The organism is Achromobacter xylosoxidans (assembly GCF_002192695.1).
Classification (GTDB): domain Bacteria; phylum Pseudomonadota; class Gammaproteobacteria; order Burkholderiales; family Burkholderiaceae_B; genus Achromobacter; species Achromobacter xylosoxidans_C.
Genome location: NZ_MTLG01000085.1, coordinates 81997 through 108567, shown reverse-complemented (window position 1 = coordinate 108567; position 26571 = coordinate 81997). Strand labels below are relative to the sequence as shown.

At 67.8% G+C, this 26571-nt stretch carries 20 protein-coding genes; 6 read left to right on the top strand and 14 right to left on the bottom strand.

The window, feature by feature from the left end; all coding sequences use genetic code 11:
• Window positions 1-28 precede the first annotated feature (28 nt).
• Together BRO63_RS21530 and BRO63_RS21525 are read left to right on the top strand one after the other, a co-directional pair.
• The gene (locus BRO63_RS21530; protein ID WP_179215173.1) at window positions 29-577 is read left to right on the top strand and encodes a hypothetical protein; all 549 of its coding nucleotides are present in this window, start codon (window positions 29-31) and stop codon (window positions 575-577) included.
• Window positions 578-605: 28 nt separating this feature from the next.
• A complete protein-coding gene (locus tag BRO63_RS21525; protein WP_088141754.1) occupies window positions 606-1151 on the top strand; it encodes a MarR family winged helix-turn-helix transcriptional regulator in 546 nt (181 codons plus the stop codon).
• Window positions 1152-1193: 42 nt separating this feature from the next.
• Here the strand turns inward: BRO63_RS21525 and BRO63_RS21520 are convergent, their stop codons facing one another.
• The 7 genes from BRO63_RS21520 to BRO63_RS21490 form a co-directional block, all read right to left on the bottom strand.
• Window positions 1194-2891, bottom strand: coding sequence for an ABC transporter ATP-binding protein (locus tag BRO63_RS21520; protein WP_088141753.1), 1698 nt, complete (start codon window positions 2889-2891; stop codon window positions 1194-1196).
• Window positions 2888-4384 (bottom strand): ABC transporter permease, encoded by a 1497-nt coding sequence (locus BRO63_RS21515; RefSeq protein ID WP_088141752.1) that lies wholly within the window; start codon window positions 4382-4384, stop codon window positions 2888-2890. The genes BRO63_RS21520 and BRO63_RS21515 overlap by 4 nt, the downstream gene beginning before the upstream one ends.
• Before the next feature lie 5 nt (window positions 4385-4389).
• Window positions 4390-5367, bottom strand: a complete 978-nt coding sequence (locus tag BRO63_RS21510; protein WP_054453034.1) for an ABC transporter permease — start codon at window positions 5365-5367, stop codon at window positions 4390-4392.
• On the bottom strand, window positions 5364-7601 hold the full coding sequence (locus BRO63_RS21505; RefSeq protein WP_088141751.1) for an ABC transporter substrate-binding protein: 2238 nt from the start codon (window positions 7599-7601) through the stop codon (window positions 5364-5366). The genes BRO63_RS21510 and BRO63_RS21505 overlap by 4 nt, the downstream gene beginning before the upstream one ends.
• Window positions 7602-7722: 121 nt before the next feature.
• A complete protein-coding gene (locus BRO63_RS21500) occupies window positions 7723-8385 on the bottom strand; it encodes a thermonuclease family protein (RefSeq protein WP_179215175.1) in 663 nt (220 codons plus the stop codon).
• Between the two features lie 63 nt (window positions 8386-8448).
• Window positions 8449-9453, bottom strand: a complete 1005-nt coding sequence (locus BRO63_RS21495; RefSeq protein WP_088141749.1) for a magnesium and cobalt transport protein CorA — start codon at window positions 9451-9453, stop codon at window positions 8449-8451.
• Window positions 9454-9516: 63 nt separating this feature from the next.
• Window positions 9517-11622 (bottom strand): ATP-dependent helicase, encoded by a 2106-nt coding sequence (locus BRO63_RS21490; protein ID WP_088141748.1) that lies wholly within the window; start codon window positions 11620-11622, stop codon window positions 9517-9519.
• Between the two features lie 118 nt (window positions 11623-11740).
• Between BRO63_RS21490 and BRO63_RS21485 the strand changes: the two genes are divergently transcribed.
• Entirely contained in the window at window positions 11741-12637 is an 897-nt protein-coding gene (locus BRO63_RS21485; RefSeq protein ID WP_088141747.1) for a DUF72 domain-containing protein, read from the top strand.
• Here BRO63_RS21485 and pdxR read toward each other — a convergent pair.
• On the bottom strand, window positions 12623-14134 hold the full coding sequence (pdxR, locus tag BRO63_RS21480) for a MocR-like pyridoxine biosynthesis transcription factor PdxR (protein WP_373557789.1): 1512 nt from the start codon (window positions 14132-14134) through the stop codon (window positions 12623-12625). The genes BRO63_RS21485 and pdxR overlap by 15 nt on opposite strands.
• Before the next feature lie 95 nt (window positions 14135-14229).
• On the opposite strand from pdxR, the gene BRO63_RS21475 reads away from it, so the two are divergent.
• The 3 genes from BRO63_RS21475 (at window position 14230) to BRO63_RS21465 (ending at window position 17972) form a co-directional block, all read left to right on the top strand.
• Window positions 14230-15495, top strand: coding sequence for a 4-aminobutyrate--2-oxoglutarate transaminase (locus BRO63_RS21475; protein WP_088141746.1), 1266 nt, complete (start codon window positions 14230-14232; stop codon window positions 15493-15495).
• 123 nt (window positions 15496-15618) lie between these two features.
• Window positions 15619-17103 carry an NAD-dependent succinate-semialdehyde dehydrogenase gene (locus BRO63_RS21470; RefSeq protein ID WP_256943371.1) on the top strand — a complete coding sequence of 495 codons (1485 nt, stop codon included), beginning with the start codon at window positions 15619-15621 and terminating at the stop codon, window positions 17101-17103.
• A gap of 14 nt (window positions 17104-17117) precedes the next feature.
• Complete coding sequence (locus tag BRO63_RS21465) at window positions 17118-17972, top strand: inositol monophosphatase family protein (RefSeq protein WP_088141745.1); 855 nt, start codon at window positions 17118-17120, stop codon at window positions 17970-17972.
• Window positions 17973-18133: 161 nt separating this feature from the next.
• On the opposite strand, the gene BRO63_RS21460 is transcribed toward BRO63_RS21465, so the two are convergent.
• The 6 genes from BRO63_RS21460 to BRO63_RS21435 all read right to left on the bottom strand — a co-directional run bounded on the left by BRO63_RS21460 (window position 18134) and on the right by BRO63_RS21435 (window position 26550).
• The gene (locus tag BRO63_RS21460) at window positions 18134-18952 is read right to left on the bottom strand and encodes an NAD-dependent protein deacetylase (protein WP_088141744.1); all 819 of its coding nucleotides are present in this window, start codon (window positions 18950-18952) and stop codon (window positions 18134-18136) included.
• Between the two features lie 45 nt (window positions 18953-18997).
• On the bottom strand, window positions 18998-19945 hold the full coding sequence (gene epsC / locus BRO63_RS21455) for a serine O-acetyltransferase EpsC (RefSeq protein ID WP_088141743.1): 948 nt from the start codon (window positions 19943-19945) through the stop codon (window positions 18998-19000).
• A gap of 175 nt (window positions 19946-20120) precedes the next feature.
• The gene (galE, locus tag BRO63_RS21450) at window positions 20121-21170 is read right to left on the bottom strand and encodes a UDP-glucose 4-epimerase GalE (protein WP_088141742.1); all 1050 of its coding nucleotides are present in this window, start codon (window positions 21168-21170) and stop codon (window positions 20121-20123) included.
• A gap of 13 nt (window positions 21171-21183) precedes the next feature.
• Window positions 21184-22851 (bottom strand): glucose-6-phosphate isomerase, encoded by a 1668-nt coding sequence (pgi, locus tag BRO63_RS21445; RefSeq protein WP_088141741.1) that lies wholly within the window; start codon window positions 22849-22851, stop codon window positions 21184-21186.
• 13 nt (window positions 22852-22864) lie between these two features.
• The gene (locus BRO63_RS21440; RefSeq protein ID WP_088141740.1) at window positions 22865-24268 is read right to left on the bottom strand and encodes a phosphomannomutase/phosphoglucomutase; all 1404 of its coding nucleotides are present in this window, start codon (window positions 24266-24268) and stop codon (window positions 22865-22867) included.
• Between the two features lie 20 nt (window positions 24269-24288).
• Entirely contained in the window at window positions 24289-26550 is a 2262-nt protein-coding gene (locus BRO63_RS21435; protein ID WP_088141739.1) for a GNVR domain-containing protein, read from the bottom strand.
• Window positions 26551-26571: the final 21 nt, after the last annotated feature.

Here is a 26571-nt window from a genome sequence, read left to right as displayed (position 1 = left end):
CGGCCTGCTCGGCAACGTAACGGGGGCCGTGGGCGGCGCAACTGGCGGCGCCAATGGCGGCGTGCTGGCGCCCGTGACCGGCCTGCTCGGCAACGTGACCGGGGCCGTGGGCGGCGCAACTGGCGGCGCCAATGGCGGAGTACTGGCGCCAGTGACGGGCCTGCTCGGCAACGTGACCGGGGCCGTGGGCGGCGCAACCGGCGGCGCCAATGGCGGAGTACTGGCGCCTGTGACGGCTCTGATTGGCGGAGTGACCGGAGCGGTGGCTGGCACGGCCGGCGGCGCTGCGGCGGGCGCAGGCGTTTCGGCCGGCACGAACGGCGGCGGCCTGCTGGGCGGGCTGGTGGGCGGCGTGAACGTCGCGGCCGGCACCGGGGCCGGCGCCGGTGCCTCCGCAGGCACGCCCGCCAGTTCGGGAGGATCAGGCGGCACAGCCAACGGCGGATTGCTCGGCGGGTTGCTGGGCGGCGTGACGGGCAGCCTGACGGGCGGCGCGGCGGCGGGCGGCTCTTCCGGAGGGGCCGCCAACGGCGGTCTGCTGGGCGGCGTGCTCGGCGGCCTGGCCGGCAAGAAGTAATCCACCTCAACCGCCAGGAATCCACATCATGCTGCAACAACAGACCTACTTTCACCACGAGCATGTGACCGGCATGGCTGAATCTGCAGGAAGCAACCGGCGGTCCGGCATGCTGGACGAAATGGTCCTGCTGCTGGGCCGGCAGTTCGCCGCTTACAACGCGGCATGCCAGTCGGCCCTGGCGGAAAAGCTGGGCCTGCCCCTGGCGGACCTGAAGGCGCTGGAGCTGGTCATGGAGTTCGATGCCCTGCCGACGGGGCATCTGGCCCAGTTGATGGGCGTCAGCTCCGGCGGCGCGACGGCCCTGATCAACCGGCTGGAAGCGGCTGGATATGTCCAGCGCGGCCGCCACCCGCTGGACCGCCGGATGATCGTGATCCGGCCGGTCGAGGAAACGTGCCAGGCGCTGGCGCAGGAACGGCAGTGGATCGCCGAGGCCATCGCCACGACGGCGCGCGGCTATGACACCGCGGAGCTGGAAACGGTGCATGCCTTCCTGACGCGCTGCGGCCGCAGCCTGAAACGCGACACCCTGGCCTGGCTGGAGACAGGCAGCGCGCATCCGGCCGGGTAGCAAAACAGCGGGGGCCCCGCCCCCGCTGCCTCGAGCGCCGGATCAGGCCGCTTCGGATGGCCCGAAGTGCAGGCGCGGCACCGCGGCCAGCAGCCTGCGCGTCATGTCCTGGCGCGGTTGGTGCAGTACCGCGTCGGCCTGTCCCAATTCGATGATGCGGCCGCCATCCATGACGGCGATGCGGTCCGCCAGGTACTCGACCACGCCGAAGTTATGCGTGATGAACAGATAGGCGATACCCAGTTCAAGCTGCAGTTCACGCAACAGGTCCAGGATCTGGGCCTGCACGGAAACATCCAGCGCCGATGTGGGCTCATCGCAGATCAGGACTTTCGGCTCGACCGCCAGCGCCCGAGCGATCGCGATCCGCTGGCGCTGGCCCCCAGAGAATTCGTGCGGATAGCGCGCCAGCGTATTGGACGGCAGGCCCACGCGTTCGATCAGCCTTGCCGCGTGCGCGCGGCGCGATTCCTTGTCCATGCCGGTGCGCAGGGACGCCAGCCCCTCGTCCAGGATGTCGCCCACCCGCATGCGCGGATCGAGCGAGGCATAGGGATCCTGGAACACGATCTGGATGTCCTGCCTCAGGCGCTGCAGCGTGCGCCGGTCCGCGGACAACACGTCCTGCCCCTGCAGCGTCGCGCGGCCCGACACGCGCGCGCCGTCGATCAGGCGCAACAGCGCCTTGCCGGTGGTGGTCTTGCCGCAGCCGGATTCACCCAGCAGGGCCAGCGTCTCGCCCGCCTTCAGCGTGAAGGTCACGCCATCCACGGCCTTGACCCAGGACGCGACGCGGCGCAGCGGCCCCTTGCGCACGGGGTAATGGACCTTCAGGTCCTGCACGTCCAGCACCACTGCGGCATCGCGCGCCTGGGCCCTGGCGGACAGGCGGGCCTCGTCGCGCGCCATGGCCTCGCGGCCGCTTGCCGTAAGCGGCGTGCCGCGCTTTTCAAACGTGGGGATCGCTTCGAACAGCTGGCGCGCATAGGGATGCTTGGGCGCGCGGAAGAATTCCTCGGCGTCGGCGCTTTCAACGATCTCGCCGCCGCGCATCAGCGCCACGTGGTGGGCGACGTTCTTCACCACCGCGAGGTCGTGGGTGATCAGCAGCACCGCCATGCCCATTTCCCGCTGGATGCCGGCCAGCAGATCCAGCACCTGCGCCTGCACCGTGACGTCCAGCGCGGTGGTGGGCTCGTCGGCGATGAGCAGCAGGGGCTCGGCCGCCAACGCGATGGCGATCATGACGCGCTGCTTCTGTCCGCCCGAGAACTGGAAGGGATAGTCGTCGATGCGCCGTTCGGGTTCCGGGATGCCCACCCGCCGCAGCCAGTCCATGGCGCGGGCGCGCGCCGCCGCGCCGCGCAGGGGCGTATGGGCGATCAGCGTTTCAATGATCTGGTCGCCCACCCGCATGACCGGGTTCAGGCTGGTGGACGGTTCCTGGAAGATGATGCCGATGCGCCCCCCGCGCACGCCGCGCATGGCGCTTTCCGGCAGGCAGTTGAGGTCTTCTCCGTCCAGGTCGATCTGCCCGCCCACGATGCGTCCGGCGTCGGGCAGCAGGCGCAGGAGCGCCAGCGCCGTCATGCTCTTGCCGCAACCCGATTCGCCGACCAGCGCAAAGGTCTGGCGCCTGGAGATCGCCAGCTGCAGGCGCTTGACTGCATGCGTCATGCCGCTTTCGCCGGCGATATCGACATCCAGGCCGTGCACTTCGAGCAAGGGAGCCTGGCTCATGGCGCATCTCCCGGGCGGGACTGGCGCGTATCGGTCGCCAGGGCCGTGCGCGGCGCGCGGCCGAACAGGCCGAAGCGCGCCATGCGGCCGGGCTTGTAGCGGCGCGTGCGCGGATCGAAAGCGTCGCGCACCGCGTCGGCGAACAGGTTGGCGGCCAATACCAGCGCCAGCATGAACAGGAATGCGGTCAAGAGGTTCCACCAGATCATCGGGTCGCGGGACATTTCCAGACGGGCGCCGTCGATCATGGATCCGAAGGAGTTCATGCTGGGATCCACGCCTATGCCCAGGTAGGACAGCACCGCCTCGTACAGGACCAGGCCGGAAAATTCCAGCACCACGGTGATCAGGACCAGATGCGCCACATTGGGCAGCAGATGGCGGGTCATGATGCGCCAGTGCGACACGCCGAAGGCCCGCGCCGCCTGCACGTATTCGAGCTCGCGCAGCTTGAGGGTCTCGGCGCGCAACAGGCGGCACAGCCCGGCCCAGCCGGTGAAGCCCAGGATCATGCAGAGCAGGAACAGCCGCAGGTCGGCGCGCGCGGCCGAGGTGTCGAACAGGTCGGCGTGGTTGTCGATGTACACCTGCATCATCAGCGCGCAGGCGGCCACCAGCAGCACGCCCGGAATCGAGGTGATGGTGGTGTAGAGATACTGGATGCCGTCGTCGACCTTGCCCTTGAAATAGCCGGCGGCGATGCCGAAGACGATGGCCGGCGGCAGCATGGCGATGGTGGTGAGGCTGCCGATGACCAGCGCGGTGCGGATGCTCTTGAGGGCCTGCCACAGCACGTCGTTGCCGATGCGGTCGGTGCCGAGCGCGTGATAGCCGCTGGACAGGCCGGCCAGGGCGCCCGCCGCCAGGCACAGCAGCGTGAAGGTGACGGCCATGGCGCGCCAGGGCACGTCCGAAGCCGCCTCGTCGGCGGCTCTTGCTCCGCGCCGCCTGGCCAGCCCGGCGTACATCAGTCCGATCACGGCGGCAGACACTGCCAGACCCGCGGCCAGGCCCAGCCCAAGCCGCTTGGCTACGTCGCCCAGATGGTCGCGGTCGGCGTCTTCCAGATGCACGCCCGCCCCCCGCAGCCGGGGAAAATCGCGCACCGGCTTGTCGTTGACGAGCATGGTTTCCTTGGTGAACTGCCGTATCGCCAAGGGCTCGGAATAGGTCTTTTCCGGCGTCGTCAGCACCGAGCCCGTAAGCAGCCCGTCCAACGCCGAGCGCACCGCGGGCGCGTAGGCCGGCGGCGCGTCGGTCGCGGCGCCGGGGGCCGGCGGCAGCAGCGGCCGGTAGTGCACCGAGTCCAGCAGGCCCACCACCACGAACGCGGCCAGGATCACCGCCGAGCACATGGCGGGCGTGTCGCGCGCCACGCGCGCCCAGGTCGCGCGCAGGTTCGGGCTGCGGCGCACATGCCAGACATAGGCCAGCGCGCCCAGCACCATGAGCCACAGCGCGATATCGGTCCAGAGGAAGACGAACTTGGGCATGGCGGCTACTCGAATCGGACGCGGGGGTCGGCCAGCGTGTAGGAAATGTCGGCCAGGATCAGCCCCACGATGTAAAGGGCGGCGCCCAGGAACACCATGGCGCGCACGATGGAGAAGTCCTGCGCGTTGATGGCGTCAATGGTGTAGCTGCCCAGGCCGGGAATGCCGAAGAAGGACTCCGCGATCAAGCTGCCCATGAACAGCAGCGGCAACGCGGCCACCGTGCTGGTCAGGATGGGCAGCATGGCGTTGCGCAGCACGTGCCGGAACAGCACGATGCGTTCAGCCAGGCCCTTGGAGCGCGCGGTGCGCACATAGTCCTTGCCGATCTCCTCCAGGAACAAAGTGCGGTAGAAGCGCGCTTCCGGCCCCAGCCGCGACACGATCGCGACCAGCACCGGCAGCGCCAGGAACTTGACCACGTCCAGCCCGCCCGAAAAGCCCGAGAACGGCACCAGCCGCAGCAGCTTCGCAAAGACCCATTGGCCGGCGATGATGTAGAACAGGCTGGAGATGGACAGCAGCAGCACGCAGACCACCACGCCCCAGAAATCGAGCCGCGTGGCGCGGAAATACACCAGCGTCAGGGAAAAGACGATGCTGACGAAGAGCCCCAGGAAAAACGTAGGCACCGCCAGCGCCAGGCTGGGCCCCATGCGCGTCTTGATTTCGCGGCCGATGTCGCGCCCGCCGTCGGACGCGCCGAAGTCCATGACCAGCAAGGGCACCGAACGCTGGTAGAACACCGTGTCGGTCAGTTGCGCCGCGCCTTGAGCCTTGGCGTTGAAGAACAGCGGCTTGTCGTAGCCGCGCTCGACCTTCCATTTCTCCACGGCTTCCTGGTTCGCGCGCTGCCCGCCGATGGCCAGCCGGGCCATGTCGTCGGGCGTGTTCACGGCGAAGAACAGGATGAAGGTGAAGAGGTTCACGCCGATCAGGATCAGCACGCCGTACAGCAACCGGCGGATCACGTAGCCGATCATGATTGATGCTCCTTGCCCAGGGCCGGCGCGAATGCCGTCTGGCGTTCACGCCGCTTCAGCGCCACATACGACGGCCAGATCGCCAGCGCCAGCAACAGCGCGAACAGGCCTATCGGCCACCACCTCGGATAATTCCACTCGTCGATCTTCTGCTGCCGCAGCGCGGCATCGATCTTCATGTACTGCAGCGTGTTGCGCACCATCTGGGTCGGCTTGGCGTTGCCGACCCATTGCTGGTAGGCGCCGCCCGACATTGGGAAGTAGCCGAACATCCAGGGCGCGTCGCGCTGCACGATGGCAGTCATCTTGGCGATGAGCTGTTCCTTTTCAGGGCCGTCGTCCAGGAACTTCATCTGCTCGAAGAGACGGTCGTACTCGGGGCTGGCATAGTTGGCCGCGTTCTCGCCGCCGCCCTTGGCCTTGGCGTTGGGGCCGTACAGCAGGAACAGGAAGTTTTCGGCGTCGGGATAGTCGGCGTTCCAGCCCCACAGGAATATCTGCGCGGACCCGCGCATCATCTTGTCCTGGAAGCGGTTGTAATCGGTGGCGCGCACGTCCAGCTGCACGCCGATCTTGGCCATCTGGCGCCGCATCCAGTCGAACTGCGGATTGGAGCCGCCGCCCTGCATCGAGTCGTAATAGAGCACCAGCGGCGCCCCGGTCTTGGCATTGCGGCCGTCGGGGTAGCCGGCCTCGGCCAGCAGGCGGCGCGCCACGTCCACGGACTTGCGCACGGGCTTGCCGTCCACCAAGTTGTAGACCACCGGGTTCACGCCTTCGGGCGGCTCGCGGTAGCCGAGCACGCCCGGCGGCACCGGGCCGTAGGCCACCGAAGCCTGGCTGTTCTCGAACACCGCGACGTACTCTTCCCAGTCGAACGCGATGCTGATGGCCTGGCGCAACTTGCGGTTGCTTTCTTGCTGTTCCGGCGTGTCGCCCTTGCCCACCACCGGGTCCAGCCAGTTGAAGCCCATGTACCAGTTGGCGGTCTCGACGGTCGTCGGCAGCTTGATGCCGTGTTCGTTGTACAGGCGCGCCTTGTCCTGGCTGTCGCCCGCCGCGACCAGCATGGCCACGCCGTACTCGCCGCGCTCGATCTGCGGCACGTCGTAATAGCCCTGCAGGAACTTGCCGGTCAACGGGATGGCTTCCTTTTCGACGCTGAATTCCGCGCGGTCGATGAAGGGCGTGGGCTTGCCGCAGTCGGCCAGCAGCCCCGCGGCCGCGTCGCCCGGCTCGCCTTCGCAGGGATAGGGTTCGCCATGGAAGTTGGGATTGCGGCCCAGCACGTGGCGGCGGTTCTGCAGCGACTCCACCAGCATGTAGGGACCGGTGCCGACCGGCCAGGTGTTGAACGACAGGTCGTGCGCCGCCATGCCCGGCTGGCTGTAAAAGCGGTCGGCTTCCCAGGGAATGGGCGCGGTGAAGGTCATGGCCAGCCAGTACTTGAACTGCGGGTACTTGCCGTTGACGCGGATGCGCAGGGTGTGCGGATCCAGCGCCTGCACGCCCGTAAAGCCGTCGGCCTCGCGCAGGTCCAGCCAGGGCGGCGCACCGGCGCCGCCCGGCATGTCTTGCCGCAGCGCCTGGTCGCGCTGGCGCAGCCGGTCCGCGTACTCCTTCAGGCCGGTCACGTGCTCGGTCATGAGGCTGGAGATCGGCGACACCACGCGCGGGCTGACCAGGCGCCGGAAGGCATAGACGTAGTCGTCGGCCGTCAGTTCGCGGGTGCCGGTGCGCGGGAAATCAGGAATGTAGAACTTGTCGTCCAGTTCGCCCGGCGCCAGCGGAAAGTAGTCGTAGCCGCCATCGGTCTTGCGGGCGAATGCCGGATGCGGCGCATAGCGCGCGCCCGGCCGGATCTTGATGTCGTAGATGCTTTGCGCGATCTGCTCGCCGGGCGTGTCGGCGGGCAGCGTGTTGCCCTGCGCGTCGAGGTAGACGGGCGGGTCGATCGACGCCGCCGCGCGCGGCACCAGTTCGTAGGGCCGCTTCAGATAGTGGTAGCCGTACAGCGTCTCATAGATGTTGTACGTATAAGGGGTCTCGTCGCCGGAATAAGAGCTGGCCGGATCCAGGTACTTCGGAGAGCGCTTGACGAAGGCGGAAAACAGCGTGTTCTGGCTTTCTGCGCCGGACGGATAGGGGCTGTTGATGGGGCTTTCTTGCGAGCAGCCCGCCAACGCCAGCGACAGCAGCATGGCCGCCGCCCAGAGCCGCTTCAATGCACGCATGGAAACCTTCCCTTCGAATCGTTGCGACAGAGGATAGCAAACACGGGCCGGAGACCATACCCAGGCATCCCCCAGGGCTGGCGGCGATCAGGCACAGCGTTCCGGGCCGGTCCGCGCGGATTCAGCCGCACTGGCGCTGTCGCCAGCAGTCGTAGCGCCACTTCCAGGGTTGCATGGCGCCGGGCTGCGCCCACAGGCCGCGCCCGGCCGCCTTGGCCTGGCGCTGCAGGTCCGGCATGGCCTTGTCGCGCAGGTAATCGCCCTGGCGCGCCGTATAGGCCCAGGCGTAGCCGTCCTCCACCTGTTGACGATTGGCCGAGCGGCCGTCATCCAGGATCAGGGCGCAGACTTCCCGGCCGTACTGGTCTTTCTCGTAGCATTGCGCGGTGAGCGTCTTGCCCGCGACCAGGCCAGCCAGGTTCTTGCGCGAGGCCTCGGCATAGGGTTGTCCGGGCTGGTCGGACCCGTGGCCCTCTTCGGGCGCATCGATGCTGTCCATGCGGATGCGATGCTGGCCGTCGGGCGCGCGCAGGGTCACGGTGTCACCGTCGGCCACGTTCACGATCATGCCCGTGAGCGCGTAGCTACCCTGCGGGATGCCGCCAGCGAGCGTCGCGCCAGGCCGGCTCTGGGCTGAAGGCGCCGGACGTTCAGCCCGCTCCTGCCCCTCTCTTCCCGAAGGCTGCAGCCAGTTGACGATGGCGCCTGCCGCCGCAAGTATCAGGGCGACGATCAGGGCGGTCAGCTTGCTGCCGCCGCGAAAAGAAGGTTTGCCACGCACCAGCCGGGCTCCAGGTAGGAAAACGCAGGCAGTTTGCCATAAAGGCGGGGCGTGGAGTCGCCCCTCCTACAGCCAGCCCGACTTGCGGAAGCGCCAATACAGCACCGAACAGATCGACACGATGACACCCAGCGTGACCGGATAGCCCCAGGGCGATTTCAGTTCGGGCATGAACTCGAAGTTCATGCCGTAGATCCCGGCGATGGCCGTGGGCACCGCCAAAATGGCGGCCCAGGACGCCAGCTTGCGGGTAGTGTCGTTCTGCGCGGCCTGGCCTATCATCAGGCTGGCTTCAAAGGCGAAGGCCAGGGATTCGCGCAGCGAGTTGAAAAGTTCGTCCACGCGCAGCACGCGGTCCGCGACCTCGCCGAAATACGGACGGGCATGCTCGTCCACCGCCGACATCTCGACCCGCGCCAGACGGCGGCAGATTTCGGCCAGCGGCGACACCACGGTATGGATGCGCAGCAGGTCGCGGCGCTGCCGGTACAACCTGCGGATATCGGAGTCCTTGGCGCCGCGGATCAGCAGCTTCTGTTCGGCGCCCTCGACCACGGACTCGATCTTGCCGGCGGCGGCCACATAACGGTCCACCAGCCAGTCCAGCAGTTCGGAAGCCACATAGTCGCTGCCGCGCTTGAGCAGGTCGGGCGAAGCCTCAAGCCGTTCGCGCAAGGGGCTATGGCCGGCGGTGGCGCCGCGCCGCACCGTGACCAGGAAACCGTCGCCGATCAGGAACTGAGTCTCGCCGAAAATGGGACGCTCGGCCTCCACCTCCACCGTGATGGCGACGATCAGGATCATGTTGCCGTAGTCGATGATCTTCGGCCGCCGGTGGGATTCCAGCATTTCTTCCTGGTTCTTGTCGCAGGCGCCGAGTTCGCTGGCGACCTTGGCCAGCATTTCCGGGCGCGGATTGCGCAGGCCGATCCACAGCATGCCGTGGTCCTGGCTGACGTACTGGGCGACTTGGTCGATGGGAACCTCGCGTTCCCGCCGTCCGTTCACATAGGCGATCGATGCGACGACCTCTCTCTTCGAGTCGTCGGCGGCCTGTTCTTCAGTAGCCATAAACACCCTTTTGCAATGCGATCCCTGCTGGACAGCTTATCTATCGGGCGATGATAGCCCAGCCTACGAGAACAGGTTGCGCACCCGCTTGGCCACGTCCACGCTGGGCGCCTGCGGCGCCTTGGGCATGCCGCGCCCCTCGGGCAGCTCCGGCGGCTTGGGCAGGTGGTCGAACAGCGGCAGCATCGCATTGGTGATGTAGCGCGTGCGCGATCCATAGACGTGCCGGTCGCCCATGCCGGTCTGCTGGTGCACATAGAACCGCTGCGGCACGATGAGCTGCAGGCGCTCCTTGGCGCGCGTCATCGCCACGTACAGCAGGCGGCGCTCTTCCTCGATTTCCTCGGCCGTGCCGGTGCTCATGTCGGACGGGATGCAGCCGTCCACCACATTCAGCACATAGACCGCCTTCCATTCCTGGCCCTTGGCGGAATGGATGGTGGACAGGATCATGTAGTCCTCGTCGCGATGCGGCGCGCCGGACTCGTCGCTGGTGGCGTCCGGCGGATCCAGCGTCAGCTCGGTCAGGAAGCGTTCGCGCGTGCCGTAGCCCGCGGCGATGCGCACCAGCTGGTCCAGGTCGGCGCGGCGCACGCGCGCATCGTCGTACAGGCGTTCCAACTGCGCGCCATACCAGCGCAGGGCCAGGTCCACGTCGGCGGGCCATTTCAGCGCGGGATCACACAAGGCCGCATAGGTATCGGCGAAAGCGCCCCACTCTTCCTGCGCCGCCGCGCCCGGCTTGAATTCGCGCAGCGCGCGCAGCGGTTCGGCGGAGGCGGACATGGCGTCCATCAGCTTGCCGGCCGTGGCGGGTCCGATGCCGGGCAGCAACTGCGCCACGCGAAAGCCCGCCATGCGGCCGCGCGGATTCTCCGCCCAACGCAATATCGACAACAGGTCCTTCACATGGGCGGCCTCCAGAAAGCGCAGGCCGCCGAACTTCACGAAGGGAATGTTGCGGCGGGTCAGTTCCAGTTCCAGCGCGGCGCTGTGGCTGGCGGTGCGGAACAGCGCCGCCTGCGATTTGAGCGTGGCCCCGCCCTCGCGTTGCGCCAGCACCTGGTCGGCCACCCAGCGCGCCTGGCCGGCTTCGTCGCTGACCGTCACCAGTTCGGGCAACTGGGACGACTGGCGGTCGGTCCACAGGTCCTTGGCGTAGCGCTCCGTGGCCAGGCCGATCACGGCATTGGACGCGTTCAGGATGGGCTGGGTGGAACGGTAGTTGCGGTCCAGCGTGATGACCCGGGCCGGGGTTGGAAACTGGTTCGGAAAATCCAGGATGTTGCGCACGGTGGCCGCGCGGAACGAATAGATCGATTGGGCATCGTCGCCCACCACCGTCAGGCCGCGGCCGTCGGGCTTCATCGCCAGCAGGATGGCGGACTGCAGGCGGTTGGTGTCCTGGTATTCGTCCACCAGCACGTGGTCGAAGCGCGCCCCCACGTCTGCCGCGATGCCGGGATCGCCCATCATCTCGGCCCAGTAGAGCAGCAGGTCGTCGTAATCGAGTACCTGCTGGTCCTGCTTGGCTGCGACGTAGGCGCGGAACAGGTTCTTGAGCTCGTCTTCCCATTGCGCGCACCAGGGGAAGGAGGTCTTCAGCACGTCGGCCACCGGCGTCTGGCTGTTGACCACCCGCGAATAGATCGCCAGGCAGGTGCCCTTGAGCGGAAAGCGCGACTTGGTGGACGACAGGCCCAGCTCGTGGCGCACCATGCCCATCAGGTCCTCGGCGTCGCCGCGGTCGTGGATGGTGAAGGCTTCGGACAAGCCGATGCGTTGCGCGCAATCGCGCAGCAGGCGCGCGCCGATGGCGTGGAAGGTGCCGGCCCAGGGCAGCGACGGCGCCTGTTGCGTGGCGCGCAGCCTCATCACCCGCTGCAGCACCGAGCCCACGCGCCGCTCCATTTCCAGCGCCGCGCGGCGCGAGAAGGTCAACAGCAGCATGCGCTGGGGATCGGCGCCGTTCAGGATCAGGTGCGCGACCCGGTGGGCCAGCGTATTGGTCTTGCCCGAGCCGGCCCCGGCGATCACCAGCAGGGGGCCGTCGTCGCCCGGCGCGCCGGCCACGCCGAACTCGGCGGCCTCGCGTTGGGCGGGGTTGAGATCGGCCAGGGGATCGGGGCGCTCGGCGGACGGGTTGGACGTATCGGTTTGGTCGGACATGGGGCGGGGCCGCAGCAAGGCGGCCGCTGAAAACGGCGAGCCCGGACATTGCCGGGCTTCGGATGAACACTGTATATTTATACAGAATTTTTTCAATAAAGTCTGATTGCCTGCGGCCATGCGCCTCTTGACCGGCACCGCCTCCTGGACCGACCCCACCCTGCTGGCCTGCGGCCGCTTCTACCCGCCGGAGGTCCGCAGCGCCGAGGCGCGGCTGCGCTTCTATGCCTCGCGCTTTCCCATGGCCGAGGTCGATTCCAGCTACTACGCCATGCCCACGGCCGAAAACGCCTACTTGTGGGCGCAGCGCACGCCGGACGATTTCGTCTTCAATATCAAGGCCTTCCGGCTATTCACCGGCCATCAGACGCCGCTGTCCGCGCTGCCCGCGGACATCCGGCGCGAACTCCCCGACTGGCCGGAACCCGTCATTTATCACGACCGCATGCCCGCCGACCTGCGCGATGAACTCTGGCGCCGCTACCAGCTTGCGCTGGAACCCTTGCGCATGACGGACAAGCTGGGCGCGGTGCATTTCCAGTTTCCGCCCTGGATCCGGCGCGACGCGCGCAGCCGGGCGCGGGTGGCCGACTGCGCGCGTCGCATGGAAGAACACCTGGTGTCGGTGGAATTCCGCCACCGCAGCTGGTTCGAGTCGCCCGCCGCCACCGCGGACACCCTGGCCTTCGAACGCGATCTCGGGGTGGTCCATACGGTGGTCGATAGTCCCCAAGGGTTCGACAACACCGTGCCCGCAGTGTGGGAGAGCACCCATCCGGAACTGACGCTGCTGCGCCTGCACGGGCGCAATACGGCCACCTGGAACGTGTCCGGCGCCGCGTCCTCGGGCCGCTTCCAATACGAATACTCGGAACAGGAACTGGCTGAACTGGCCGAGCGCTTCACGCGGCTGGCGGCGCAAAGCGCCCAGGCGCACGCGGTGTTCAACACCAACTTCGAAGACCAGGGCATGCGCAACGCCGCGGCCTTCGCGGCGGCGCTAGCGCCCGCCTGACGCCGCCAACGCCGCCGGCGCGCGCGCCACTTCGTTCAGGCTTTCCAGCAGCACCTCGAACTTGCGCGCGATGTCGTGCTCGGGCACGCAGGCGTAGCCCAGCAGCAGGCCCGGCCGGCGGCCTTCGTCATTGACGTAGTAGCGCGACAGCGCGCGCGTCAGCACGCCCTTGCCGCGCGCCACGTCGACCACGCGCAGGTCGTCCATGTCCTGTGGCAGCGTCAGCACCAGGTGCAGGCCCGCCATGCTGGCGTCGCGATGCAGCCAATCCGGCCCCAGGCGCCGCTCGATCAGATTGACCAGCATGGCGCGGCGCCGCCCATACAGCATGCGCATGCGGCGGATGTGGGCGGCGTAGTGGCCTTCCGAGATGAACGTGGCCAGGGCCGCGTGCGTCATCAGGTGGCCTTCGCGGTAGAGCTCGGCATGCGCCGCCTGGAACGCGGCGGTCAGGGTCTTGGGCAGCACCAGATAACCCACCCGCAGGCCCGGGTACAGGGTCTTGCTGAAGGTGCCCATGTAGATCACGGGCGCGTCCGGCTCCAGCCCCAGCAGCGAGGCGATCGGCCGGCCGGAGAAGCGGAATTCGCTGTCGTAGTCGTCCTCGATGATCCAGCTGCCGCTTTGCCGCGCCACCGCCAGCAACTGGCGCCGGCGCGTCAACGACATGACCGGCCCCAGCGGATACTGGTGCGAGGGCGTGACGAAGATGAAGCGCGGCGGCGTGCCCACGGTCTCCGGCAGCCGCATGCCCTCCTCGTCCACCGGCAGGTGCACGGTGTGCAGGCCGTTGGCCTGCAGCACGGTGCGCGCGCCCCAGTAGCCCGGATCCTCGACCCAGGCGGTCTCGCCGGCTTCGCCCAGGATGCGGGTGGTCAGGTCGATGGCCTGGTGCGAACCTTCGGTAATGATGATCTGCTCGGGATCGCAATCGATCGAGCGGGTCAGCGCCAGGTGCTGGGCCAGCGCTTCGCGCAGGGCCGGCAGCCCGCCGCCGTAGGCGTAGGTCAGCAGGTCGGGCGAGGGATTGCGCCACAGGGCGCTGAAAATGCGGCCGAACTTCTTGTGCGGGAATTCGGTCAGGTCGGGCACGCCGGGCATGAAGGCGCCCCACTGGTAGGGCGAGGCCGAGACGCCGTCGACGATGGCGGCGCCGCGCGGCGACAGCGCCGGGCGCGGCTGCGCGGGCGGCGGCTGGCGCATGCGCCGGCCGCTGGCCAGGTAGGAATCCGGCACCGAGGCGTTGACGAAGGTGCCGTTGCCCTGGCGGCTGCGGGTGTAGCCTTCAGCCAGCAGCTGGCTATAGACGTGGACCACGGTGTTGCGGGCGATGCCGAGTTCGGCCGCCAGGTCGCGCGAGGCGGGCAGGCGCGAGTCCGCGGCAATAGCTCCATCCAGGATGGCTTCGCGGATGCCGCGGTACAGCCGCTTGTTCATGGGCTCGCTGGAGCCGTCCGCCAGCCGCAGCTGCAGCAAGTCACCGACTATGGACCGCAATTGGTTCTACCCGATTTATAAAAGTGGTTCCCACAAATGGGGCCATCGTAGCATTAAATAAGGTTTTCCCGCCCATCATGCTCGCAGAGGCTGAGATGAAGAATCAGGACCTGAATACCCGCCGTTCCCTGGCCACGCCCCGCGGCGTCGGCGTCATGTGCGACTTCTACGCGGTGCGCGCCGAAAACGCCACCCTGTGGGACGCCAATGGCAAGGAATACATCGATTTCGCAGGCGGCATCGCCGTCCTGAACACGGGCCACCTGCACCCGAAGATCAAGGCCGCGGTCTCCGCGCAGCTGGACAACTTCACGCACACGGCCTACCAGATCGTGCCGTACGAAGGCTATGTCTCGCTGGCCGAACGCATCAATCGCCTCGCCCCCATCGACGGTCTGAAGAAGAGCGCCTTCTTCACCACCGGCGTCGAAGCCGTCGAAAACGCCATCAAGATCGCGCGCTCGGCCACCGGCCGCTCGGGCGTCATTGCCTTCTCGGGTTCGTTCCACGGCCGCACCATGCTGGGCATGGCGCTGACCGGCAAGGTCGCCCCGTACAAGCTGTCGTTCGGTCCGATGCCGGGCGACATCTATCACGTGCCCTTCCCCAACGCCACCCAGTCCATCAGCGTGGCGGACTCGCTCAAGGGGCTGGACCTGCTGTTCAAGTGCGACATCGATCCCAAGCGCGTCGCGGCCATCATCCTCGAACCTGTCCAGGGCGAAGGCGGCTTCAACATCACCCCGCCCGAGCTGATGACGGCGCTGCGCAAGATCTGCGACGAACACGGCATCCTGCTGATCGCCGACGAAGTCCAGACCGGCTTCGGCCGCACCGGCAAGCTGTTCGCCATGGAGCACCACTCGGTGCAAGCCGACCTGATCACCATGGCCAAGAGCCTGGGCGGCGGCTTCCCGATCTCGGGCGTGGTCGGCCGCGCCGACGTCATGGACGCGCCCGCCGCAGGCGGCCTGGGCGGCACCTACGCCGGCAACCCGCTGGCGGTCGCCGCGGCGCACGCCGTGCTGGACGTGATCGCCGAGGAAAAGTTGTGCGAACGCGCCGTCACCCTGGGCGACAAGCTGCGCGCGCACCTGGAAGGCCTGCGCGCCAAGGTTCCGGGCATCGCCGACGTGCGCGGCCTGGGCTCCATGGTCGCCCTGGAACTGAACGATCCCGCCACCGGCAAGCCGGACGCGGAAGCGGTCAAGCGCGTGCAAGCCCGCGCCATCGAAAAGGGTCTGATTTTGCTAAGCTGCGGTGTGTACGGCAACGTCCTGCGCTTCCTGTACCCCTTGACCATTCCCGACGCCCAGTTCGATCGCGCGCTGGCCATCCTGTCCGAGGCGCTCGCCGCCTGACGCACAGGGCCTGAACTACCGGTATTCCGGCGGGCAGGCACAAGTCTTGCGGGCGTAGCGGGTTACCCGCCACGCCCGCAAGCGCTTCCTGGCCCGCCGCTTCCCTTCAAGGAGACTCCAACAATGACCGCACTGACCCATCCCCTGGCGCGCCCCGATCTGCTGCGCGACGCCTGCTATATCGACGGCAAGTGGGTAGCCGCCGGCAGCGGCCCGTCCATCCCCGTGGACAATCCCTCGACCGGCAAGACCATCGTGTCCGTGCCCAAGCTGGGCCGCAAGGAAGCCGAACAGGCCATCGCCAGCGCCGAGGCCGCCCTGCCTGCCTGGAGCGCCAAGACCGGCAAGGAACGCGCCGCGATCCTGCTGAAGTGGGCCCAGCTGATGATGCAGAACCAGCAGGACCTGGCCGCCATCATGACGTCCGAACAGGGCAAGCCCGTGACCGAAGCCGCCGGCGAAATCGCCTACGCCGCCTCGTTCCTGGAGTGGTTCGGCGAAGAAGCCAAGCGCATCGACGGCGACATCCTGCAAAGCCCCAAGGCCGGCCAGCGCCTGATGGCGCTCAAGCAGCCCATCGGCGTCACCGCCGCCATCACGCCGTGGAACTTCCCGGCCGCGATGATCACGCGCAAGGTCGGCCCGGCCCTGGCCGCCGGCTGCACCATGGTGGTCAAGCCCGCCCAGCAGACCCCGCTGACCGCGCTGGCGCTGGCCGTGCTGGCCGAAGAAGCCGGCGTGCCCCCGGGCGTGTTCCACGTCATCACCGGCAGCTCGCGCGAAATCGGCGCCGCCCTGTGCGAAAGCGACGTGGTGCGCAAGCTGAGCTTCACCGGCTCCACCGAAGTCGGCCGCACGCTGATGGAGCAATGCGCCCCCACCATCAAGAAGCTGTCGCTGGAACTGGGCGGCAACGCGCCCTTCATCGTGTTCGATGACGCCGACCTGGACCGCGCCATCGACGGCATCCTGGCTTCGAAGTACCGCAACGCGGGCCAGACCTGCGTCTGCGCCAACCGCATCTACGTGCAGGCCGGCGTCTACGAAGAGATCGCCAAGCGCCTGGTCGCCAAGGTCGAAGCCATGAAGGTCGGCGACGGCTTCGCCGACGGCGTGACCCAGGGTCCGCTGATCGACAGCAGCGCCGTGGAAAAGGTGCAGGAACACATCGCCGACGCCACCGCGCACGGCGCGAAGGTGATCGCTGGCGGCAAGCCCCATGCGCTGGGCGGCACCTTCTTCGAACCGACCGTGGTGCGCGACGTGACCCAGTCCATGCGCTTCGCGACCGAGGAAACCTTCGGCCCGGTGGCCCCGCTGTTCCGCTTCGAAACGGAACAGGAAGTCATCGGCATGGCCAACGACACCATCTTCGGCCTGGCCGCCTACTTCTTCACGCGCGACTACGCCCGCATCTGGCGCGTGTCCGAGGCGCTGGAGTACGGCATCGTCGGCATCAACACCGGCATCATCTCCAATGAAGTCGGCCCGTTCGGCGGCGTCAAGCAATCCGGCCTGGGCCGCGCGCATTTGGCGCGTGGACTTCCCAGAGTCCGATATGTTGCATCCCGGCCCGCGCCCGGCATGGTAGATTTGCGCGTTCCCTGACCGAACGAGTCCGTATGAGCAGAACCTTCACCCGCGAGGACACCCGCCGGCTTGCCGCCATCCTGGCCGAAACCGCGCAGACGGAAGTCATGCCGCGCTTTCGCAATCTGCCGGAAGGCGCGGTGCGCGGCAAAAGCTCTGCCCGCGACCTTGTGACCGACGCGGACGAAGCCGCCGAGCGCCTGATCGGAGCGCGCCTGGCCAAGCTGCACCCGGGCGCCGTGCTGATCGGCGAAGAAGCCTCGGCGCGCAACCCCGCCCTGCTGAACATGCTGGTCGACGCCGACCTGGCGTTCCTGATCGACCCGATCGACGGCACCCGCAACTACGTGGCCGGCCTGCCGCTCTTCGGCATGATGATCGCCGCCTGCCATCGCGGCGACGTGATCGCGGGCGTCATCTACGACCCCGTCAGCCGCGACAGCGCGCTGGCCGTGCGCGGCGAAGGCGCCTGGATGGAATACGAAAACGGCAAGCAGGCCCAGCTCGCGGTGGCCAGCCCCGCGCCGCCCGAGGACATGGACGGCCTGATCTCGACCGGCGCCCTGCCCGAACCGCTGCGCACCACCGTCAACGGCAATCTGTCGCGCCTGGGCAGCACCGCCTCGCTGCGTTGCGCCGCGCACGAGTACCGCATGCTGGCCGCCGGACACTGCCACATCGCGCTCTACAACCAGCTGACCGCCTGGGACCACGCGGCCGGCTGGCTGCTGCACCGCGAAGCCGGCGGCTACGCGGCCCACTTCGACGGCTCCCCCTACAAGCCCACGCACCGCAGCGGCGGCCTGCTGTATGCGCCGGACGCCGGCAGCTGGCACGCGGCCCGCAAGGCGCTAATGGGGGACATGGCGGACGCCGCCGAGACTTGACAAACGCCTCCCGGAAAAGGTCAAAAACTCGGGGTTATCCCTAGGAGTTATCCCCAGTTCCTGTGGACAACCCTATGGAAAGGTCTGTAACAGCCGAAAAAAACCTTTGCAGGGCAAGCACTTGCTTAGACCGGTCAAAAACCGGCCGGCCTTCGGGCGTGTTACAGGGCGTCCAGCGCCTCGGCGCAAGGCAGTTCCACTTTCAGGGTCAGCATGCTGTCGGCGCGGGTGCGCCCCAGGTTGATGGCAGCTATCGGCATGCCGTTGCGCGAGGCCGCGGACACGAAGCGGTAGCCTGAATACACCATCAACGACGAACCCACCACCAGCACCGCGTCGGCGTTCATGAGGCCGGCGTTGGCGCGGTCTACGCGCTCGCGCGGCACGGTCTCGCCAAAGAAGACCACGTCCGGCTTGACGATGCCGCTGCAGCGCGGACAGGGCGGCACCTTAAAGCGCGCGAAGTCCTCGCCTTCCAGGTCGGCGTCGCCATCGGGCGCATCCGTGGCCTCCAGCTGTACCCAGTCCGGATTGCCGTCCTGCAGCGCCTCCTGCCAGCTCTGGCGGCCGCCGCGCCAGTCGCAGGCCATGCAGCGCACCTCGTCCAGCCGGCCGTGCAGGTCGACGACGTCGCGGCTGCCGGCGGCCTCGTGCAGGCCATCGACGTTCTGCGTCACCAGCACCGAAACGCGGCCGCGCGACTCCAGCCGCGCCAGCGCCCGGTGCGAGGTATTGGGCTGCACGTGGCCAAAGCGGCGCCAGCCCACCATGCTGCGCGCCCAGTAGCGTGCCCGCGCCAACTCGCCGCCCATGAAGGTCTGCAACGTCATGGGCGGCTTGCGCTTCCATTCGCCTTCGGTGTCGCGATAGTCGGGAATGCCGGAGTCGGTGCTGACGCCCGCCCCCGTCAGCACGAACAGCCGCGGGTGGCGGTCGACAAAGCCGCGCAGCGCGGCCAGATCAGAGACTCGTGTGTCCATCCAGGCTCCTCAGTGCCGGCCGCGAAACGGACCGCAAACGCCGGCTCAGCCGCCCAGACCGCAGTCGGGCATGTCGCTGACCAGGCTGGCCTGGGTCACGTTGCTGCCCGGCGGCACGCTGCGGGTCAGCCAGACGTTGCCGCCGATGGTCGAACCCTTGCCTATGGTGACGCGGCCGAGAATCGTCGCGCCAGCGTAGATCACCACATCGTCCTCGATCAAGGGGTGGCGCGCCAGGCCCTTCTTGAGTTCGCCGTTTTCACCCGGCGGGAAGCGCTTGGCGCCCAGCGTGACCATCTGGTAGAGGCGCACGCGGTCGCCGATGATGGCGGTCTCGCCGATCACGACGCCGGTGCCGTGGTCGATGAAGAAGCTGCGGCCGATGGTGGCGCCGGGGTGGATGTCGATGCCCGTGTCCGCATGCGCGATTTCCGCCACGATGCGCGCCAGCATCGGCGCGCCCAGGCGGTACAGCACGTTGGCCAGGCGGTGATGGATCATCGCCGCCACGCCCGGATAGCACAGCAGGACCTCGTCCACGTTATGCGCGGCCGGGTCGCCTTGATAGGCGGCAGTCACGTCCAGATCCAGCGCGGCGCGCACGCGCGGCAGCTCGGCGCCGAACTGGCGCACGATCTCGATGGCGCGCTGGCGCGTGTCCGCGGGCGGCGCCTGGTCGGGCCGGCCCACGTACTGCAGTTCGAGACAGACCTGGTGCAGCAGCGCGTCCAGCGCCGCGCCGATGGTATGGCCGACGTAGAAGTCCTCGACCTCCTCGCGCAGGTCGATCGGACCCAGGCGCATCGGGAACAAGGCGCCACAGAGATCCTTGACGATCTGGCGCAGGCTTTCCTGCGAGGGAAACTCGCGCAGGCCGGCGTCTTCGCGCAGGCGGCCGCGGGGACCGCGCCAGGCCACGCGCGCTTCGCGCAGGCCGGACACGATGCCGTCCAGGTTCCAGTGGGCCGGCGCGCTGTAGGTCGGCCCGCTCATGGCTGCGGCTCCCGCTGGAAGCCGGTAGAGGGATTGAATTCAAACATGGGTGCGCCTCGTTGACGGTGCATGGCCGCGGCGGCCTGGCCGCCGGGCGATGCTGCTTCGCAATATTTCCGTCAACTGTAACCGCTCGCGCCGCTTTCGCGGAACCCATCCGACACGGCGCAGGGGTTTATGTCCCCGCCTCCTGCTCGTAGCCTTGCGGATTGCCCTGCTGCCAGCGCCAACCGTCCGCGCACATGGCGTCCACGCCATGCGTGCTGTGCCAGCCGAGCAAGCTGGCCGCCAGCGCGGGATCCGCCCACATCCGCTCGATGTCGCCGGGACGGCGGGCTTGCGTGCGCACCGGAATCCGGCAGTCATTGACCCTTTCGAACGCATGCACCAGCTCCAGCACGCTGGTGCCCTGCCCCGTTCCCAGATTGACCGCCACGAACCCGGGATGGCCCTCCGAGTACGCCAGCGCCCGCACATGCCCTTGCGCCAGGTCCATGACGTGCAGATAGTCGCGCACGCCGGTGCCGTCGGCCGTGTCATAGTCGTCGCCGAACACCCGCAGAAAGGGCTGGCGGCCCACGGCCACCTGGGTGATGAAGGGAAACAGGTTGTTCGGGATGTCGCGCGGGCTCTCGCCGATCTGTCCGCTATGGTGCGCGCCGATGGGATTGAAGTAGCGCAGCGTGACGGCGCTGAAGGCGGGGTCCGCCCGGCAGACGTCGCGCAACACCTCTTCCACCATCAGCTTGGTGCGGCCATACGGATTGGTCGGCGCCAGCGGGTGCGCCTCGGTGAACGGTAGATACCGCGGTTCGCCATAGACGGTGGCCGACGAGCTGAACACCATGCGCGCCACGCCCGCCTCGCGCATGGCGCGCAACAGCGCCACCGAGCCGCCGACGTTGTTGTCGTAGTACTTGAGCGGATCGGCGACCGACTCTCCCACCGCCTTGCTGCCGGCCAGGTGCAGCACCGCCTGCACCGGCGTGCCGCGCGCGGCCGCCTCGGCCAGCACGGCTTCGACCAGGCCGGGGCTGCGGATATCCCCTTCCACCAGCGGAATCTCCGCGCCGCACAGGCGTTCGACGCGGCGCACGGCCTCGCGGCTGCCGTTGCTGAAGTCGTCCAGCACCAGCGGCCGCTGGCCGGCCGCCAGCATCGCCACCAGCGTGTGCGTGCCGATGTAGCCGGCGCCCCCGGTCACCAATACATGCAGGTCCGGCATGCCCAGGCCTCCTTCACAGATGCGCCGCCACGCCCGGCACCCAGGCATGGCGCGGCCGCGGCGCCTGCGCATGGCTGCGGTAGCGGTCGATCCAGTACGAGGTCGACGCGTCGTGGCCCCAGTCCACCACGCCGGCCGACACCGGCACCGCCAGCTCGCGCTCGATGCCGGTGGCCAGGCGCTTGCCCAGTTCCACGCCCCATTGGTCAAACGGGTTGATGCCCCAGACCACGCTCTGCACGAACACCTTGTGTTCGTACAGCGCCAGCAGCGCGCCCAGCCCGCGCGGATCCAGCTGGCGCAGCACGATCAGGGTGGAAGGCCGCCCGCCCGGATGCACCATGTGCTGCGCCAGGCTCAGCGCGCGCTCCTGGTCGTCGATGTGCGCCACGTCCATCAGGGCCTGCTCCAGGCACTTGCCGCGCAACAGCGCCTGGCGCTGCGCCAGGCAGTTCGCCAGCAGCATGCGGTGCGCGTCCGGACTGTCCGCATGGCCTTGCAGGCTGGCGATGAAGTCCACCGGCGCGCCGTCCTCGCTCTGGTGCAGCCACTGGAAGAACGTGTGCTGGCCGTCGGTGCCCGGCATGCCCCAGATGATGGGCGCGGTCGGCACCCCGACCGCCGCGCCGTCGCCCGCCACCCGCTTGCCCAGCGACTCCATCTCCAGCTGCTGCAGATAGGTGACCAGGTGCAGCAGCCGCGCGCTGTAAGCCGCGATGTTCAGCGAGTTGTGGCCCAGCACGCTGCAGTTGACCAGGCCCGCCAGCGCCAGCTGGATGGGCGCATTGGAGGCGACTGGCGCCTGCTGGAAATGCTGGTCCATCGCTTCGGCGCCCGCCCGCATGCCGATCAGCACGTCCGCGCCCACCGTCAGCGCGATCGACAGGCCGGCCACCGACCATACGGAATAGCGTCCGCCCACCCAGTCGCACATCTTGAAGACCTGGCTGGACGGCACGCCCAGCGCGCGCGCCGCCGACACGTTGGCGGTGACCGCGGCCAGATGCTCCGACACGTCGGCCACGCCACCCTGCTTGAGCCAGGCGATGGCGGCGCGCGCGTTGTGCAGCGTCTCGGCGGTGGTGAAGGACTTGGACGACACCACCACCAGGCAGCGGCGCGGATCCAGCCCGGCCACCGCGTCATGGAACGCATGTCCGTCGATGTTGGACACGAAGCGGATCTGCCGGCGCTGCTGCATGCCGCCGAATGCCTGGACCGCCAGGCGCGGCCCCCAATCGCTGCCGCCGATGCCGATGTGCAGCACCGTGTTGAAATCCGCCGTCTGGTCCACGCGGCGCACGAAATCCGTCATGCGCGAATGCTCGCAGACCGAGTCGGCGTCCTGGCCGTCGGGCTGTTCCCGCGTGCGTCCGGCGCGCAGCGCCGTATGCCATGCCGGCTTGCCTTCGGTCCAGTTGACCGGCTCGCCCGCGAACAATGCCTGGCGCGCGTCCGCCACGCCGCGCGCCTGCAGCAGCGCCATGGCCGCCGCCTCCAGCGCCGGCGACTGCCGCTGCATGCTCAGGTCCACGCACAGACCCGCGGCCTCGATGACCTTCAGCGCCGCGCCGTCCAGTTCCGCGCCGCGCGCGGCCTGTGCGAACGCTTGCCACTCCGCGCTGTCCGCCAGGCCCGAATTCGCCCTTAGCGCCTCAACCGCATACTTGGCCTTTCCCATCGCGTGATGCTCCTTAAAACGGTAAACGAACATGAGGGGCAATGCGCCGGAACGCGTTGCGGAAATCCTCCTCGATACGGGCCAGTGCGGCCACCGTGTCCCCTTCGAAACGCAATACCACCGTCGGCGTGGTGTTGGACGGACGCGCCAGGCCGAAGCCGTCGGCGTAATCCACCCGGATGCCGTCCAGATCGTTGATGGACTGCGCGCCGGGAAACTGCCCCTGCGCCCGCAGCGCTTCCACCAGGTCGAACTGCTCGCCTTCGGCGGTTTCCAGCTTGATTTCGGGCGTGGCGCAAGACTGCGGCAGGCTTTCCAGCAGGGCCGACGGATCCGGCGCCCCGGACAGGATCTCCAGCAGCCGCGCGGCCGCGTAGATGCCGTCATCAAAGCCGTACCAGCGCTCCTTGAAAAAGATGTGCCCGCTCATCTCGCCGGCCAGCTGCGCGCCGGTCTCGCGCATCTTGGCCTTGATCAGTGAATGCCCGGTCTTCCACATGGTGGCCTTGCCGCCCGCCTCGGTGATGGCGCGCGCCACGTGGCGGCTGCACTTGACGTCATAGATGATCTCGGCGCCCGGGTTGCGCGACAGCACGTCGCGAGCGAACAGGATCAGCTGGCGATCGGGCCAGATGATCTGCCCCGTCTTGGTCACCACGCCGAGGCGGTCGCCGTCGCCGTCGAACGCCAGGCCGACCTCGCAGTCGGAATAGCGCAGGCAATAGATCAGGTCCTGCAGGTTCTGCGGATCGGCCGGGTCCGGGTGATGGCCCGGGAACGAGCCGTCGACCTCGCAGAACAGCTCGACCACTTCGCAGCCCAGGGCGCGGAACAGCGCCGGCGCCGCGGCGCCGGCCACGCCGTTGCCGCAATCGATGGCGATCTTCATCGGCCGCGCCATGCGGATGTCGCCCATCAGGCGCGCCGTATAGCACGGCATGATCTGCATCTGCGTGCGTCCGCCCGACGCGCTCGCCGATTCGATCGGCAGGCGCATCGCGTCGCGCAGCGCGGTGATGCCCTCGCCGTACAGCGAGGCGCCATCCAGCACGATCTTGAAGCCGTTGTGCGCCGGCGGATTGTGGCTGCCCGTGACCGCGATGCCCGCGCCCGTGTCCATCAGGCGGGTGGCGAAGTACACCATCGGCGTGGTCGCCATGCCGATGTCGATCACGTGCATGCCCGCCGAGCGCAGGCCTGCCTGCAAGGCGGCCGCCAGCTCGACGCTGCTCAGCCTGCCATCCCTCCCCACCACGATGGACCGCGCTCCCAATTCGCGGGCCTGGGTTCCCGCCGCCATCCCCAGGCTGTGCGCGAACCTCGCGTCGATCTCGTCCGGCACCGTGCCGCGTATGTCATAAGCCTTGAAAACCGCATCCAGAATTTGCGGGGTGTCCCAGCCAAAAGTTCCGTGCATGCCAGTTTCTCCGGGTGGCGTTATTTAGGGCCGTTCTGTTTGAAATCGCCGTAATACGCCGCACGGGAGTAGCGATAACTACCGTACTTGGACCGGAAGCCGAAGCGTTCCGGCAGGAGCTTGAGACCGTTGAAGAGCACGCCGTCCACCGGCGCGCCCGCCTGGATCAGGCGCTTGGCGGTCTCGCGGATTTCGCCCACCGTGTTCATGCCCGAGCGCACCACCACCATCACCGCGGCTGCGTGCGTGCCGACCACGGCCGCGTCCGGAGACGACAGCACGGGCGCCGTGTCCAGGATCACCATGTCGTACTGCGATGCCAGTTCGCGCAGGGTTTCGCCGAACACCGGCGAGGCCAGCAGCTCGGAGGGGTCGAAGGTGACCGCGCCGGTGGCGATGAAGTCCACGCCCTCGGACACGCTGTGCTTGCGCACCTGGGTCAGCGGTATGGTGCCCGACAAGACCTCGAACAGGCCGTCTTCCTTGGGCACGCCGAAGTAGCGGTTGAGCTGGCCCTTGCGGAAGTCCGCGTCGATCAGCAGCACGCGCTTGCCCACGCCGCCCTGAATGAAGGCGAAGTTGGCCGACAGGAAGGACTTGCCCACGCCCGCCACCGGCCCGGTGAACATGACCATGTTGTTGGCCGACTGGCGCAGCGACGCCTGCAGCACGTTGCGGAACGATCTCAGGCTTTCGATGGGCGGCGCATTGCCCTGGCTCTGCGCCAGCAGCGCCGGCACGCTGGCGTTCTTGCGCCGGCTGCGCCGCCACAGCTTGTCCTGCATGTCGCTGTAGGGTATGGCGGCCAATACCGGCAGGCCGGTATGGCGCTCCACGTCGTCGGGTTCGGACAGGCCACCGAACAGCGCGTTGCGCACGAAGGCGCACAACATGCCGAAGATCAGGCCGAAGGCGGTCGCCACGCCGATGATGATGGCGGCCTTGGGACGCACCGGCTTGTCAGGCTGCACCGCCGAGTCAAGGATGCGCACGTTGCCCACCTTGCCGGCGCGGATCAGGCGCAACTGCTGGGCGTTGTTGAGCAGCGCCGTGTAGAGCTCGGTATTGACGCGCACGTCGCGCACCAGGCGCACCACGTCCTGCTCCAGGTCGGGCAGCTGGCGGATGTTGTTGCCGATGCGGTTCACGTCCCCGGTCAGTCCGGCGATCTGGCGGTCCAGCGCCACGATGCTGGGGTGGGTAGGCGCGAAGCGGGTGATCATTTCCTGGCGCTTGGAACGCAGTTCCATCACCTTGGTCTGCGCGTCCACCGACTGCGCGAGGATCAGCTTGGCCTCTTCGCTCAGGTCGATGGTGCCGCGCTTGTTGCGCAGGGAGTTGTACTTGGTCTCGGCGGCGTCCAGCTCGCCCTTGAGCACCGGCAGTTGCTGTTCAAGGAATACCAGCGACTTCTCGGCCTGCGCCGACTTGCGGTTCACGTTCTGCTGCACGTACTCCTGGCCGATCTGGTTGAGCACGGCGGTGGTCAGCGCGGGATCATTGCCTTCCAGCGTCACGCCGATCACTCCCGAGGTGCGGCCGCGCTCGAAGATTCCCAGGCGCGCCTGCACGTCCTCGATGGCCGCCAGGCGCGAGCTGCGCGACACGGTGAACTCAGTGCCAGGGCGTCCCGTCAATGCGTCGATGTGCACGTCCATGGCGCCGCCGCCGGGCAGCCTGAAGTGCTCGGGCTTGCCCACCGTGCCGTTGAAGGTCGCGCCCGTGAACTTGTCGCTCAGCGTGTAGCGTCCTTCGCCCAGCGTGGTCACGCGAAAGGGCTTGCCCAGCCATTCGTTGGGCACGTCCAGCTGCGAGATCGCGATGGCTTCGCCGCCCCATGCATAACCGCCGCGCGGAAAACTCGACGGGTACGGCAGGCTTTCGTAGCGCTGCGCCAACCATTCGCCGACCACGGGGAAATAGCGCGGCTTGGCCTGGATGTACAGCAGGAACTTGTCGACCGCGGGCCCGACCACCATGCGCGAACGCAGCACTTCCATTTCGCCCGAGGTCTCCGCCTTGGTGTCGAACATGGAAGACACATCGCCGAGCAGGCTGCGGCTCTGCCCCTGGGGCATTTCCTCCTCCACCTGCACGATGATGTCGGCCGAGTACACCTTGGGCGTGATCATCACATAGGTGAGCGCTCCCAGTAATGCAAGCAGAGTGATCGCGATGATCATCCACCGGTTGGAGAAGATGGCGTCCACGTGGGACGACAACGGAGTTTCCTGCTGGCGAGCCGGCACGGACGGCTCGAACGATTCGATGGGCAACGACATGCAGCTCTCCAAGAGAAGACG